The following is a 16546-nucleotide window of genomic DNA, read 5'->3' as shown; positions in this document are numbered from 1 at the left end:
TTATTTATTTTCTATTAAATATTTTTTTTATAAATCCTACTTTTTTTCTATTTTTTGGCTCTATTTCTTTAAATGAAATATCTTCATCATTTATTATTTTTAATGGATTTTCTATTAGTAATGTTTTAGCTCTATCTTCACCATAGTATTTACTTATATATGTGAAAACTTCTTTGATATATGGTTTTCTTCTTTCTTTATCATGTGCATCACTAGCTATAAACTGTACTAAATTACGATCTAATAAATATTTACAAACTTCAAATGACTTAGAACCTTTTTTTAATACACTTGAACTATTGATTTGAATAAGTCCCCCTTCATTTATAGCATCTTTTAAAATACTATAATTTTTTTGTATTTCCATATATCTTTCTACATGTGCAAGTATAGGTATATATCCCCTTATTTTAAACTCAAATATAACATCACTTAGATTTTTAGGAAAATTGCTAGGAGAAAATTCAACTAATACATATTTACTATTGTTTATACTTTTAAATTCTTTTTTATCTATATATTCTAATATATTTTCATTGTAATATATTTCATTTCCAACTAGCACATTTACATCTATATTATTTTTTATTAATTCATTATTAAAACTTGTGGCTATATCTAAAAGTTTATCTCCCATTATATAATCTTCAAATGCTGGATGATAATGTGATGTGTTTATTATAGTTTTTATACCTTCAGCTTGAGCTATTTTTGCCATTTCTAAAGCTTCTTCAAGGCTCTTAGCTCCATCATCCACTCCAGGTAATATGTGACAATGTATATCTATCATTTTTTATTCCCCCAATATTTACTTATATATTTTAATATATATCAAAATATTTATATAATCTACATGTTTGTATCAATATTTTAAATTGTTTTTTACATTCATTTGCAAAAAAAAAAGAATTTGCAAAATAAATTGCAAATCCTTACTCTTTTGATGTTTCTTTTTCATATTTAATTCTATTTTGCTTAATCCTAGTTATTTTGTTCCATTTATTTTTATATTTTTTATATCCTATAAATCCAGTTAACCTATAAAAAGAACATAATTGCCTATACCCAAAGCTCTCAACTATTGAAAATAGTATTAATTTTAATAGTGTAGTTATACTTGGTATATGTCTAAATACATAATTTTCAAGCATTACAGATGTTACAGATATTATAACACTATATAATATATATACTAGTAAAAATGTTGCTAAAAACTTTATATTTAAATATCCTGCAAAATATGAAACTATTATTATTAATAATCCAAATATATCTATTACACAAGAAAATAGCTCATATACTACAAAGTACATAAAAGAAAATATACCTACAAACCCATATTTTGGATTTAGAAATATATACTTATGGTTAAATAAACTTGTCATAAGCCCTATGTGCCATCTTCTTCTTTGTCCTTTCAGGTCTTTAAATGTTTCTGGTACTTGTGACCAGCAAATAGCATCATAAGCATATTTTATGTTATATTTTATCTTATTTTTTCTATAAAAAGAATGAAGTTTAACAACAAGGTCCATATCTTCACCAATTGTATTAGTGTCATATCCTCCAACATTTATAGCACAACTTTTCTTAAAAAGCCCAAACGCACCAGATATTATAAGATTGCCATTAAAACTATTAAACCAAACTCTAGTTGTCAAAAATACACGATAATATTCTATAGTCTGAAATATTACTAGTAACTTTTTTGGTGGCAATATTTTTTTTACTCTACCATTTTCTAAAACAACTTGATTTGCAACCTTTATATTTCCGCCTACTGCTATAGTAGTATCATCTTCCATAAATGGTGCTACTATATTAGTTAATGAATCATATTGAAGTATAGAGTCTGCATCTAATGATACAAATAGTGGATATCTAGATACATTAATTCCCATATTGAGAGCATCTGCCTTCCCACCATTTTCTTTTCTAACTAACGTTAATTTTATATTGTTTATAAATCTTTCATATACAAACTCTTCTTTTTTACATTTTACTAATCTTCTTATTGGCCTTGCTACTCTTTTTAGTTTAAATTTGTCTATAATTACCTTAGAAGTATCATCATTTGAACCATCATCTATTACTATTATTTCAAATTCTTTGTAGTCCAAACTAAGTAGAGATTCTATACAATCATTGACTGTTTTCTCTTCATTGTATGCTGGTACTAATATAGATATAGGAATATAATTTTCCTTATTATCTATTGCTAAAGCTTCTGAAAATCCTCTTTTTCTTTTACTCTCATTAAGCTGTAATACAGAGTATACTGTGGATATAAAAAATACAACAGCATATATAAATATATAATACATAAAGAAAATGTTAATATATCCAATAATTATCTCTAACATGAGTACACAACATCTCCTATCTCTTCTAAATATTTTTCATAAGATATTTTATCTTTTACAAACATAGCATAAAAAAGTATATCTCTTGAATATTTGTCTTCTTGTTTTATTATTCTTTCTTCTATATAGTCTTTGTCAAATCCAAGAAGAGACATGGCTGAGTTGTACCTTACATACCAATTTTTATCGGTTATTGTTTTAAGTAGTATCTCTATACTTTCTTCGCTATTATAATTTCCAAGAGTGCTTGCACACACAGTTCTATACTCCCAATCTTTACTATTTATTATATCTATTATAATTTGCTTCGCTTCTTTGTATTTAACTACTGCAAAATATTTTATTATACTTATCTTAACTTCTTTATGAGTATTTTCGCTTTTGAGCATGTTAAGTAAATCTAATTTTACATAATCTATCTTATTGTTTTTAAAGTGCTCTATTATAACCTTTTGAACTTCATAGTTAAGCTCATTAAACATTTTAATTAAATTTTTATTTAGTAGATTTTTGTTTCCACAAAACATATTAATTATATCTATAAACATTTTATTATTTACATATTTTCCATTATCTGATATATACCTTATAAAATTTATTAAATAATCTAAGTTTCCTATTTTAGATACACTCTTTAGAGCTAATGTTCTTAATTGAGTTGAATTTGTATTTAGACAATTATATAAAAAGTCTTTTATCTCTATATTAGATAATTTATATTCACCAAGCAACATAACATAATAAGATTTTATAATATCATCCTTTCTCTTACATGCCTTTATTTCATTTATTATAATATCCTCAAAGTTTTTTGCGTAAATCTTTGTGTATTTATGATTATTGTAGTCTTTATTAAATTCAAATAAGGCATTATGAAAGGAGTCTTTGTATCTTCTCTTTTTAATTTTATTTCTTACATACTCAATATTTATTTTTGTTATATTTTTTTTATTTTTTATATCTTCAAGCTGTTTTAATATTTCTTTTTTAAAAGTGTTATCTAAGTCTTGAACTTTCCTTTTGTGCCTTTTGTTATACATATCATTTACTATCATATAAATAACTGAACAAGAAATTATATATGTAAAAAAGGCTAACACTATATATATTATTGTTATATTTTTCATATCTCCCCCATTTAATTAGAGATTTTTGTTAATTCTTTTTGCAATATATAATAAGATTCTTTTAATCTTTCATGATAATTTGGCATTAACCAAGTATCTAGTTTAAAGCTTTCACTTTTTAGTCTAACTTTTTTATATTCACTATTTAAAGTCATGCCTATTTTAATGTCTTTTATTTTTATTGGTTTAATCTTGTATACCTCATAAAAATCATCTTGTATTTGTCTAGTTGATGGATCCATAAAATTAATAATCCCCCAAGGTATTCTTATTTCTACATAATCCTTGCCAACATAAAAGTCAGAAGCTGAGTTATAATCTAAGCTATTTGGATTACTATTTCCATAAACTAATTTACCTGTTTCATGTATTATAGCTTCTTCTTCACCATTTGATGTGTTATACATTTTAGGCCTTACCTCTATATAGATTGGTGAAAAGACATCCATATCTTTTTTGTGATTTATAAGATCTGGTCTTTTTTGATTATCTTTTTTATTAAGATAAAAATTAAATCTATTATAATATTCATGTACATAAATAGCACTATTATCTATATCATTTATATGTATTATAAAATCAACATTATCTTCAAAATTCAGCATAAACTGTGAGCTTTTTTTAACACCTGATTTAGGAGTTGTATCTAAGTCTATATAAATATCATCTTTTGATAAGTCTATATCTTTTGATAATTTTGCCATAAGATATAAATACTTTTCATCACTTTTAGCATATAAACTCATATCTTTATTTTTGCTTACAATGTCTTTTTCACTCCACTCATCTATACTATCATCTACATGACTTACACTTTTACCACTTCCTGGGTCAAATGCCATAAGACCAAAACTTTGGCTATAAGTTTGTGCATCACTCCAATAAGCTGATCGGTCTAATATTTTACTATCTGCTGTATTTGCTGAAGACCTACTCCAACTATCTTGAAATTCAAATAAAAAGCTTCCTGCACATCCTGAACTTTTTATAGCCCTATATAAGGATACTAAAGCATTTCCTTGTTCTTTTTCATCTATATATTTAATTTTATCAGAGTTCATATTAAAATCTCCACCAGTTCTAGATGATGGTATCCCATATTCCCCTATAACAACTGGTATTTTATGATTATTATTTAACTTTTTAAAATAATAATCCATCTTATCTACATATTCTTTTACTTCGTTGTAAGACGGATATATATTATAAGTTGCAAATAATCCTGTTTTTAATTTGCTTTTAGATTTTATATTTTCAGGGTTAAAATAATAATTTTGATTTTTTATTCTATCATCTTTTTCTATAAAAGTATTTTTTACAGGATTTTTTTGACCGCTGACTATATTATATGAAGATGAACCTATATAACTTATAAGACTTTGCTTTTTATAACTTTCTAGTTCATAGTCTAATAAATAATCTCCCATACTAGCCATATAAGATTCAAAAGATGATGCTTTATCATTTGTATATAAATATTTGCCATTATACTTTTCTTTCTCATTCATAATTTCATTATATATTATGTCATGCTTTGCAAACTCTATGCCTAGCGTATATCCTATAACATAATCTGAAACATCAGTATTGTAAAACTGTACTATATCTGGCTTATTATAGTTGTATGGATTACCATGTACTGAATCTACTATAAGCTTTATATTTGTTATAAATCCATCGTTTAAGTTACTACTTTGTGGATTTTCTCCATCCTTTAAATATTTTTCATCAAAGTATATTCCTTGCATTAAATATATTGGACTTTCTCTATTTTTATTGAATTTATCAAGTGCATTATAAAAATTATGACTCATAAGATTAGATACTTTTATGCAATTTGCTCCCATATTGTAGATATTACTTATCCATCTTAAATAATCATCTTCTGATACTAAATTATCACTTGGAAATGTTCCTGGTTTAGCTGAGTTTAAATTAACTCCTACTATATCTAGTTTTTCCCATTTTCCATTCTTTGCTATATATATTTCCTTTTCTTTAACTTTAGTGAAATATGTATCATTTTGTCCTACTAATTGATTAGTAGCTATTGAACTTATAAGATTATATATAAGTACAAATGCTATTATACAAATAAGTAAAAATTTCTTCATATCAATCTCCTACTAACTCGCCCATTTAGATAAGCTATCTATGTTTTCATCCATCCACTTGCCTCTATTTTTTATAAAATTTTTCATTAAATTTATTTCTTCTTCATAAGAATTTGCTTTTCCTGTAGTGTCTTCTAACAAATCTTTATTATTACCTAAGAATTTATTAAATGCATCTTCTCCATTACCATATTTTTGTATTATATTCCAATACATTCCAAAAACATCAGATTGATTACTTAGTTCAAATGACCATTTATCAAAGTTCCGTTTTACTGAAGTACCTAGGTAATTCTTAGTTTTATCTATAAGATTTATAAGATATTCATCACTAAGATAGTTTTTTCTTAATTCTTTATATCTACTTACAACTTTATTAGCAAATGCTCTATCCTCCATAAGTCTATCAAACCAATACCTTTGCAACATAAAAAATCCTTCATACTCAAAAGCTCTACTATCTTTATTTACTTCGTTATTTCCAAGTGATCTATTAAAATCCCATATAGGACCTGCTTTCATTTTTTCATTATAATCCTTATACATATATGTACTAAATATACCTGCATCAGTATTTAAGAAGAACTCATTAATAATATAAAAGTCTACAAAAGAATCTACATCTATATACTTTCTATATCCATTTTTAGGGTCATTAAATTTATCTGAATATAGTATTCTTTCAAACTCACTAATATATTTGTTGATATAATTATATTTGCCTGGTGTTAAATCTTTTTTAGGATATTCAATATTTAACGCATAGTCATATAAATGAGTTTCATATCCATAATTTCCAATTACAATATTATCTTCTTTATTTCTGTCCCTACTTATTATAAAACTAGTTTCATCGGTATTATCATGAGTTTTAACTATATCAACCCTGTCTTCTCCTCGTTTTATCTTTTCTATTAATAAATACACTCCCTTGTAGTGCTTTTTTTGTATAGTACTACTTCCATCATCTATAACAAAAACTTCACAAAACCTCACATCAGGTGCATACTCCATAATATTACTACCTACAGTATATGCTATATAATTTCTCATAAGAGACTTATCAGCAAAAGGACCATTTAATACCCAATCTGAATCCTTATCCATACCTAGCATTTTTTTATCTTTTTCATTTCCTTTTTTGTTTACAAGCTTTAGACTATACTGCTTTTTAGGAAAATATTTTGTTGTATTTCCTCTTATATTAATCATTGCACTACTTTCTAAACTTGGATTATCATTTAAATAATTATTTTCTTTATCTGAATTGTAAACTTGAATATTTGAAACTGTCTTTTCTTTATTAGATATGGATTTTCCATTAGTATCTATTACTATTAAAGGAAGGTTAAAACCATAATCCCCATAAGTATTTTGATATATTTTTTCATATTCTTTTGATCTATTCTCTTTGTATTTATAACTTGCTACTTCTTTAGCTTCTTTTAAATATGATGCTCCAATTAGTGATATAAAAATAAAACTAAGTGCCATAAATGCTTTAAATATATCTTTTTTCATTCATATCACCTATCCTATTGTTTCTCCATTTTGAGCAACTAAATTAACTGCACTAACACCTTCTATCTTGTATAAATTGTCTAATATATTTTTGTCATTACTATTTTTAAACTTTATTTGATAAATTATCTCTATATTATTTCCTACAGAGTTTTTAGCCCTTAACTGACTTCCTTTAAATGAGTCAAATACACATCTCATTATTTCTTCTTCTCTTTCTCTTTCACCTCTTATAATAAGAATGTATCTTTCTTCTTTGCCAATTCCACTAAAGCTAAACATAGAAAGTACTATAAATAAAAATAACGACCCAACTATAGCTATCATATAGTTTTGACTTCCTACACTAAGGCCTATAGCTATACACCAAAATATATATCCTGTATCTCTTGGATCTTTTATAGCTGTTCTAAAACGAACTATAGATAATGCCCCAACCATACCAAGTGATAATGCTATATCACTACCAATTACTATCATTACCATAGTAGTAACTAGTGTCAGCATTACAAGTGATACATTAAACTTTCTATTATACATTACTCCACTAAATGTTATTTTATATGTCCAAAATATAACCATTGAAAGTATAAATGCCATACTCATCATTTCAATAGCACTGAATAGATTTATATTTCCGCTAGGTGCTGTTAAGTATTTATATAATGTTTCTTTCATATTTCTCTCCCTTATTACTTAAAATATATAATTTTCATAAAACTTTCTAGAACTACAATACTTACTTAAAGACTGATTTGTAGTATATAAATTAGATAAAGCCTGTGATATCCAACAAAATAATTCTCCATCAAATTTAACTTCAAGTAGTGCATTATAATAGTTGACTATAGGATTCATAATAATGTCATCATCAAACATATCAAAATCAAATTCATTACTTCTTATATCACTATCTAATGTAACTCTTATATTATTTTCTTCATGTATATATGCTTTTCTATTATAATCAACTAAAACTACTGGTCTATATTGCCCTATTGTCATAATGTTGTATGCTGATTTTGCAGTTTCATTATTATATTTTAATAAAACACTATAATCTTTATTAATAAGTCTAATGGCATCCTCTCTACTTATTGTAACAGTCTCTTTTCTTTGGTTTATATTCATTTTTCTTTTTATTTCAAGCTTGACTTTCTCTGTTTTAGTGTCATATATTCTAAGTCTAATCTTTTTTCTAACTTCTTCTCCATTAATCTTAGAATAATAATCACAATTGTCTATGCTATCAAAATAAAGACTTCTTATTTTATATCCAAAACAATTATTATTTTTATCTTCTTTAAGGACATCTTTAAACAAATTGTCTACCTTATAATAATCCACTTCACTAATTGGATATTTTAGCTCTCTTCTATTTACTATCAAATTTTCACCTCCCGATTTTTATTTTATATATAAATGATTTTAGATTAAATTTTTTATCCAATTAATTTTATACCTTAATTATAATATTGTAAACTAATAAAAAAAGGATATATAAAAATATATCCTTAAAAACATATATATTAAACTAATTTTTCTAAAACACTATCTACAAATGCTCTTATACCGTCTACATTTTTAATAGCATCACTTTCAGTGTTGCCCTTAGTAGCTATATAAAACTTTAACTTAGGCTCCGTACCAGATGGTCTAATAGCAAGCCAAGATCCATCTTCTAAGAAGTACTTAATTACATTAGCACTTGGAAGATTATCTATTCCTTTTAAGTAATCTTTAAAATCAACAACCTTAGAGTTGTTTATTTCATTTATATGATTTTCTCTAAAGTATGTCATTATATCCTTAATCTTTGCTATACCTTCTATACCTTTTAAAGTTAAAGATATAGTTTCTTCTTTAAAGTATCCATACTTTTCATAAAGCTTAATTAATCCTTCATATAAGCTCATATTATTAGAAGCATAATAAACTGCCATCTCTGCTATTAAAAGTGATGTAACAACAGCATCCTTATCTCTAGCATGAGTTCCTACTAAATATCCATAGCTTTCTTCATATCCAAATAAGTATGAATTAGACTTAGTCTCTTCAAATGACTTTATCTTCTCTCCTATAAACTTAAATCCTGTAAGTACATTTAAAACATCTATATTGTTATCTTTAGCAATATCTGCACCAAATTCAGATGTAACTATAGTCTTTATAAGTACTGGATTTTCTTCTAGTCTATTAGCTTCTTTTCTTCCTTCTATTATGTAGTTTGTAAGCATTCCACCTATTTGATTTCCTGTAAGCATTTGATACTCACCACTTAAAGTCTTAACAGCAACACCAACTCTATCACAATCAGGATCAGTAGCTATTACTAAATCAGCTCCTACTTCTTTAGCTAAGTTGATTCCTCTAACTAATGCTTTTTTATCTTCTGGATTAGGGTACTCTATACCAGAAAAATTAGGGTCTGGATTTTCTTCTTCACTAACAACTATTACATTTTCAAATCCAATTTCTTTTAAAGCTCTTCTTATAGGAACATTTCCTGTTCCACAAAGTGGAGTGTATACTATTTTAAAGTTTTTTCCAAACTTATCTATTAAATCTTTTCTTATAACTTGAGTTTTTACAGCTTCTATAAAATCAGTATCTTCTTTTTCATCAAGCTTAACAACTAAATCTTTATTTTCATCAGTAAGTGTTGGTATAGTACTATAATCTACTATAGAGTTTATTTCATCAGTTATAGCACTTGCAATGTGTGGCATAACTTGTGCTCCATCTTCCCAGTATACTTTGTATCCATTGTATTCTGGTGGATTGTGACTAGCAGTTATAACAACACCTGCTATAGCATTTAAATTTCTAACTGCAAAAGATAATTCTGGTGTAGTTCTTAAAGAATCAAATATATAAGCCTTTATACCACAAGCTGCTAGTGTGTTTGCAGTTTCTATACAAAACTCTCTAGACATATGTCTATTATCATGTGCTATAACAACTCCTCTATCTTTTTCGCTGTTTGCATTTTTTAATATGTAATTAGCAAGTCCAAAAGTAGCTCTTCTTACTGTATATATATTAATTCTGTTACTACCAGCAGCTATAACTCCTCTAAGCCCAGCAGTACCAAACTCTAAATCCGTATAAAATCTATCTTCTATTTCTTTTTCATCATTTATGCTTAGTAATTCTTGTCTAGTTTTTTCATCAAAATATGGATTGTTTATCCACTCATTGTATTTTTCCTTGTAACTCATAAATACTCCTCCATGTGTTTGTATTTTTTGTATATAATTTAGTAATATGTTACATAATCGCTGAAATAATTTTATCATAAATTTATCACAAAATTTGTAAATATATATATTTTTTATAAAAAATATTATAAAAATAAAAAAAGAGAGCTTATGCCCCCTTTTTGTTTAATGTATTTTATGCTCTATTTAATTTCTTCATAACCATCTTCTTAAGCATCTTAACTTCTCTAACTCTAAATTTACTAACAAGTACACCATAAACAATAGCACCTACTAATACAGATATACCTGTAGCTATAACGTCTTGTACAAATCCACTACCTAATATACCACTAGATAACTTGTACACAAAGTATGTCGCAATACCCATTACAACAGAAGCTATTAAAGATTTTACAAATGTTCTTAATATTCTATCTTGTCCATAGTAACTTATCTTTTTCTTTAATCCTCTAAATAATAATAATATACATATTATAGAAGATAAACTAGTAGCAAGTGCTAGTCCACCAAGTCCAAATACTTGCATTAAAGTAACATCAAAGAATATGTTAGCAATAACTGCTATTATACCATTTATCATAGGAGTTTTAGTATCCTTTAATGAATAGTATACCTTACCTAATATATCTCTAAGTCCATAAGCAATCATACCAACAGAATAACACATAAGAGCAATAGCTGTCATTTGAGTTGATGTTTCATCAAAAGCTCCTCTTTGAAATAATATTCTAACTATAGGAGTAGCAAGTACTATTGCCCCAACAGTTATAGGTAATATTATTAAACTTACACAGTTTACACTCGTTGATACTGCTTCTGCGAACTTTTTCTGATCATTAGTAGTAGATAGCTTTGCAAGTGTAGGATATATAACAGAACCTATAGTAGTTATAAATAATCCTAAAACAAAGAAATTAAGCTTGTTAGCACTATTAAGTGCAGCTATAACACCATCACCTAAACTTGAAGCTAAACTTCTATCTGCCATAGCATTTACTTGGTTGACTGCAACCCCTATTAAAACAGGAAGTATTAGCCATATCATCTTTTTAAGGTATTTATCTTTAAAATTAACAATAGGCTTAAACTTATATCCATGCTTTATAGCAAAAGGTACTTGGAATAAAAACTGTGAAGCCATACCAATAAGTGCCCCTATTGCTAATATATCAAAGTTATCAGTAACTGCACCTATTATCATAGATATAATTATTATAATATTATTTGGAAGTTGCACCATACCTGGTATAGTGAAGTTTCCTTGTATTTGTAAGTAAGCTGTCATTATATTACTAAGACCTATAAATAAAACACCAACTATTATTATTCTTACAAAATCTACAGTTAGTGCAAGCTTATCCCCAGTAAAACTAATAGCAAATAATTTTACTATAGGCTCTGCAAATATATAACCAAATATACTTAAAATTATACTTATTATACTAACTATACATAATATATTGTTTGCAAAATTTTGAGCTCTTTTTTCTCCACCATTTTCAAGTGCTTCTTGATATAGTGGTATAAATGTAGTAGAAAGGGCTACCCCAACAGCAGCAAACACCACAACAGGTATATTCATAGCTGTTATATATACATCACTATAAGCACTCGTTCCATAAAAATACATTAGGACTATATCTCTTGTAAATCCTAGTATCTTTGATAGCATAGTAACTACCATAAGCCAAAATGCCGATTTTGCTAAATTATTACTCATAAAATCCTCCATGAAGCTTATATTGAAAATGATATTAAATCATTTTTCATCGTCAATATTCCTAGTATATCACTAGTTTAATGATTTGAAAATAATTTTATTATATTTATACAAATATTCCAATTTAACTAATCTTTAACTTAAAAATTATTTTTATAAAAATCATAATTTATGCACTTATGTATCCTATAATAATCTAAAGTTTTAATTACTATATAGATATAAGTAAAAGAAATTGCTAAAAAATAGATAATAGGTAATTAAAATAGCTGTAAAGTTATATGATAGTATATAGTATCAATTTCTTTAAAAAAATAAGTTTCCATAATGAGCTTATACGTATAAAATTAAAGACTATACTAATTTATAGCTTTTTTTTATTAACAAATTTTATAATTAATACTAAAACACAAAGTCCAATAATAGCCCCTGTAGAGTCTACTAAAATATCTCTAATCTCACCACTTCTACCTGGTATAAATAATTGATGAACTTCATCAGTACAAGCATATATAAAAGTAAAAAATAAAGATGTAATAAATGTCTTTTTAATATATTTGTTACTTTCATATATACTCATAAACCAAAGTATAGCAAGAATTGCATATGAAAACATATGGGCACTTTTTCTAATAACAAACTGAGCAATACCATTGACCATCATAATATCTATAGCAGCGCCTATTACAGGTACATTGCTAAGGGCGTTTATAACACCACTAGACTGAGCTGATGATATGTGAGATGGTTGATTAGACATATAAAAGATTACACACATCCATAATATAGCTAAGGTTAAAAATATTTTCTTCCTCATAACCTCCTCCAATCTATAAAATAATAGTTATATGATAGCATATATTAAAATATTAAAAAAGTATACTTAAAAGATTAAAAATAAAACTAATAATACTAATAAAAAAAGAGTACTTTTTCAAGTACTCTCCTATTATTAATATTTATCTATTTCATCCATTAGTTCTTTTACTAAATCATCACCTTTTATTTTTCTAACTATTTCACCTTTTTTAAATAATAGTCCTTCACCTTTTCCTCCAGCTATTCCAATATCAGCTTCTCTTGCTTCTCCTGGACCATTTACTGCACATCCCATTATAGCTACTGTTATATCTTTATCCATTTTGCTTATTTTTTCTTCTACTTCATTTACAACACTTATTAAGTCTATATTACATCTTCCACATGTTGGGCAAGATACTACTTTTATCTTATCATTTAATAAGTCTAAGCTTCTTAGTATTTCTTTTCCAACTACTACTTCTTCACATGGATCTCCTGTTAGTGATATTCTTACAGTATCTCCTATACCTTTAAGAAGTAATGCCCCTACTCCTATTGATGATTTTATAGTTCCTTTTTTAACACTTCCTGATTCTGTTATACCTATGTGAAGTGGATAGTCTACTTTTTTAGATATTAATTCATATGCTTCTAGTGTTTTGTATATATCTGATGATTTTAATGATATTACTATATTTCTAAAATCTAAGTCTTCTAATATTTTAACATGACCCATTGCACTTTCAACTAGTGCCTCTGCTGTTGCACTTCCGTATTTTTGAAGTAATTCTTTTTCAAGTGAACCACCATTTACACCTATTCTTATTTTTAAGTTTTTCTCTTTACATTTATTTACTACTTCTTTTACTTTTTCTATGCTACCAATATTACCTGGGTTTATTCTAACTCCATCTACTCCTTGGTCTATTGCTTCTATAGCTAATCTATGGTCAAAGTGTATATCTGCTATTACTGGTATGTTTACATTTCTCTTTATTTCACCTATGTTTTTTGCTGCAATCATATCAGGTACTGCTACCCTTACTATATCGCATCCTACTTCTTCTAGTCTTTTTATTTGTGCTATTGTAGCATTTGCATCTCTTGTATCACTGTTTGTCATTGATTGTATACTTATTGGGTTATTCCCACCTATTTTTACATTTCCAACGCTTACTTCTCTACATTGTCTTCTTTTATACATGTCTTCACCTCTTTAGTATTTTATGTATTATTTAGCCCTATATAGTATTAAAGAGGTGGATTATAGATTTGTATCTATCCACCCACCTCCTATTTATTATACTATTTATTTTAGAATAATCTAAGTATGTCTTTGTATGTTACAAATAGCATAAGTCCCATTAATAACATAAAGCCTGCTGTATGTATCATAGCTTCTTTGTTTGGGTCTAGTTTTTTCCCACCTCTTAGACCTTCTATTCCTAGCATTACTAATCTTCCTCCATCTAGTGCTGGTATTGGAAGTAGATTAAGCACTCCTAAGTTTAGACTTATCATTGCTCCTATGTACATAAGATTTGGTATACCCATTTTTGCTGCATCTGAAACTATTCCTATTACTCCAACTGGTCCTGCTACAGCATTTGCAGCTCCTCCAGGTACTGAATTTGTTACTAATTGTCCTAAGAATAATACCATTTGCTTAAGCATTTCATATGTTCCAGTAAATGCACTTGGTATTGCATTTAGTATACTTTTATCTCTTTCTGGTGCTATTCCTATTACATATCTTCCTTGTTCATTTTTTTGGGGTTGTATATTAAAGTCTTTAGTCTTACCGTCTCTATCTACTGTTATATTTATTTTTTTACCATCAGTAGTTTGAAGTGTATTTAATATATCTTCCCATGAATTTATTTTTTTACCATTTATGTCTAATATTTTATCATTAGCCATAAGTCCTGCCTTTTGTGCTGGACTATTTTGAGATATTTCTCCTAATACATTTGAATTAGTTGGTGTTCCTATAAACATAAATACTGGTATTAATAATATTACTGTAAATATTATATTAAAAAATGGCCCTGCAAATAATATACTTGCCCTTTGTAGTAATGTTTTTTTACCAAAGGCATTAGGGTCATTTGTTTCCCCGTCTTCTCCTTCCATACTTACATATCCACCTAATGGAAGTAATCTTATTGAATACATTGTATTGTTTTTAGTTTTACTGTATATTTTAGGTCCCATACCTATTGAAAATTCATGTATTGTTACCCCTGCTTTTTTAGCAAACAGGAAATGTCCTAATTCGTGTATAAATACTATTACACCAAATAATAGTATTGCTGCTATTATAGTCAATTTACCACCTCTTTTTTATATTTAATTAACTTAATCTATAAAGCTTATTTTATTAAGCCGCTTACATATTCTCTAGCCCATTTATCTATATCTAATATTTGTTCTAGAGTTGGCTTTTCTATGCTAGTGTGTGCTTCTAGTGTCTTTTCTATGTATTTTGGTATATCGTAAAATCCTATTTTGTCTTCTAAAAATTCACTAACTAATATTTCATTAGCACTATTTAATACAGCTGAATATGTTCCACCCATTTTTAATGTTTCATATGCTAGTTTTAAGCATGGGAATGTATCCATGTCTGGATTTTCAAATGTTAATGTAGCTATTTTTGCTAAATCTAATCTTTCAAAGTCACATTCTATTCTATTTGGATATGATAGTGCATATTGTATAGGTAGTCTCATATCAGGGCATCCTAGTTGTGCTATTACTGAACTATCTATAAATTGTACCATTGAATGTATTATACTTTGTGGATGTACTACTACATCTATTTTGTCATGTTCTACACCAAATAGCCATTTTGCTTCTATTACTTCAAGTCCTTTGTTCATTAGTGTTGATGAGTCTATACTTATCTTTCTACCCATTGACCAGTTTGGATGTTTTAATGCTTGATTTTTAGTTACATTTACAAGTTCTTCTTTAGTTTTTCCTCTAAATGGTCCACCTGATGCTGTTAGTATTATTTTTTCTATTTCTTTGTTATTTTCTCCATTTAAGCATTGGAATATTGCACTGTGCTCGCTATCTACTGGAAGTATACTTACTCCCATTTTTTTAGCTTCACTCATTACTAAATCCCCTGCACATACTAATGTTTCTTTGTTAGCTAGTGCTATATCTTTTCCAGCTTTTATTGCTTCTAGTGTAGGAACTAGTCCTATCATTCCTACTATTGCAGTTAATAATACATCTATTTCAGGAAGTGATGATATAGTTTTTAGTCCTTCCATACCACATAATACTTCTATATTTATGTCTGATGGTATCATTGATTTTAATTTTATGTAAGAACTTTCGTTGTATACTGCTACGTATTTTGGTTTAAATTCTTTTATTTGTTCTAGTAATAAGTCTACACTACTATTTGCACTTATTGCTACTACTTCAAATTTATCTTTATGTTGTCTTACTACGTCTAGTGTTTGTTTACCTATTGATCCAGTTGACCCTAGTATTGATATTTTCTTCATTTTGCTTCCCTTTCTATAATTTACTTTATTCATTATTATATTATAACACTATTTATATAATTTTTATCTAATTTGAATATATTTTCAACTATAAAAAATAAGCCTTAGTATTTAACTAAGACTTATATTATAAAAAATTCGCTTTGCTAAAA

Annotated in this window: 13 protein-coding genes; all 13 read right to left on the bottom strand. The window is 26.9% G+C overall.

Features of this window, described 5'->3' with window-relative positions:
• Window positions 1–4: 4 nt before the first annotated feature.
• Window positions 5–790, bottom strand: coding sequence for a CpsB/CapC family capsule biosynthesis tyrosine phosphatase (locus ABHC41_RS09715; RefSeq protein WP_092925096.1), 786 nt, complete (start codon window positions 788–790; stop codon window positions 5–7).
• A 142-nt stretch (window positions 791–932) separates the two neighbouring features.
• A complete protein-coding gene (locus tag ABHC41_RS09710; RefSeq protein WP_242871309.1) occupies window positions 933–2324 on the bottom strand; it encodes a glycosyltransferase family 2 protein in 1392 nt (463 codons plus the stop codon).
• Between the two features lie 32 nt (window positions 2325–2356).
• Window positions 2357–3490 carry a HEAT repeat domain-containing protein gene (locus tag ABHC41_RS09705; RefSeq protein WP_195581207.1) on the bottom strand — a complete coding sequence of 378 codons (1134 nt, stop codon included), beginning with the start codon at window positions 3488–3490 and terminating at the stop codon, window positions 2357–2359.
• Between the two features lie 11 nt (window positions 3491–3501).
• Window positions 3502–5604, bottom strand: a complete 2103-nt coding sequence (locus ABHC41_RS09700) for a hypothetical protein (protein WP_271892114.1) — start codon at window positions 5602–5604, stop codon at window positions 3502–3504.
• Window positions 5605–5616: 12 nt separating this feature from the next.
• Window positions 5617–7125 (bottom strand): CotH kinase family protein, encoded by a 1509-nt coding sequence (locus ABHC41_RS09695; RefSeq protein WP_242871308.1) that lies wholly within the window; start codon window positions 7123–7125, stop codon window positions 5617–5619.
• Window positions 7126–7134: 9 nt separating this feature from the next.
• Window positions 7135–7803 (bottom strand): DUF4956 domain-containing protein, encoded by a 669-nt coding sequence (locus tag ABHC41_RS09690; RefSeq protein WP_092925088.1) that lies wholly within the window; start codon window positions 7801–7803, stop codon window positions 7135–7137.
• Window positions 7804–7821: 18 nt separating this feature from the next.
• Window positions 7822–8514, bottom strand: coding sequence for a polyphosphate polymerase domain-containing protein (locus tag ABHC41_RS09685; RefSeq protein WP_271892116.1), 693 nt, complete (start codon window positions 8512–8514; stop codon window positions 7822–7824).
• A gap of 140 nt (window positions 8515–8654) precedes the next feature.
• Window positions 8655–10346, bottom strand: a complete 1692-nt coding sequence (locus ABHC41_RS09680) for a phospho-sugar mutase (RefSeq protein ID WP_271892118.1) — start codon at window positions 10344–10346, stop codon at window positions 8655–8657.
• A 175-nt stretch (window positions 10347–10521) separates the two neighbouring features.
• The gene (murJ, locus tag ABHC41_RS09675; RefSeq protein WP_092925082.1) at window positions 10522–12069 is read right to left on the bottom strand and encodes a murein biosynthesis integral membrane protein MurJ; all 1548 of its coding nucleotides are present in this window, start codon (window positions 12067–12069) and stop codon (window positions 10522–10524) included.
• A 364-nt stretch (window positions 12070–12433) separates the two neighbouring features.
• The gene (locus ABHC41_RS09670) at window positions 12434–12886 is read right to left on the bottom strand and encodes a VanZ family protein (protein ID WP_092925080.1); all 453 of its coding nucleotides are present in this window, start codon (window positions 12884–12886) and stop codon (window positions 12434–12436) included.
• Between the two features lie 135 nt (window positions 12887–13021).
• A complete protein-coding gene (gene ispG / locus ABHC41_RS09665) occupies window positions 13022–14074 on the bottom strand; it encodes a flavodoxin-dependent (E)-4-hydroxy-3-methylbut-2-enyl-diphosphate synthase (RefSeq protein WP_195237489.1) in 1053 nt (350 codons plus the stop codon).
• Between the two features lie 110 nt (window positions 14075–14184).
• Window positions 14185–15198: an RIP metalloprotease RseP gene (gene rseP, locus ABHC41_RS09660; RefSeq protein ID WP_166505696.1), complete on the bottom strand. Its 1014-nt coding sequence runs from the start codon at window positions 15196–15198 to the stop codon at window positions 14185–14187.
• Window positions 15199–15242: 44 nt separating this feature from the next.
• The gene (locus ABHC41_RS09655) at window positions 15243–16394 is read right to left on the bottom strand and encodes a 1-deoxy-D-xylulose-5-phosphate reductoisomerase (protein ID WP_092925074.1); all 1152 of its coding nucleotides are present in this window, start codon (window positions 16392–16394) and stop codon (window positions 15243–15245) included.
• Window positions 16395–16546 lie beyond the last annotated feature (152 nt).

The sequence above is a fragment of the Romboutsia sp. 1001216sp1 genome, assembly GCF_039841805.1.
Lineage (GTDB): Bacteria > Bacillota > Clostridia > Peptostreptococcales > Peptostreptococcaceae > Romboutsia_C > Romboutsia_C hominis.
Note: the sequence above shows the minus strand (reverse complement) of the source record. Positions and strands in the feature narration are given on the sequence as shown.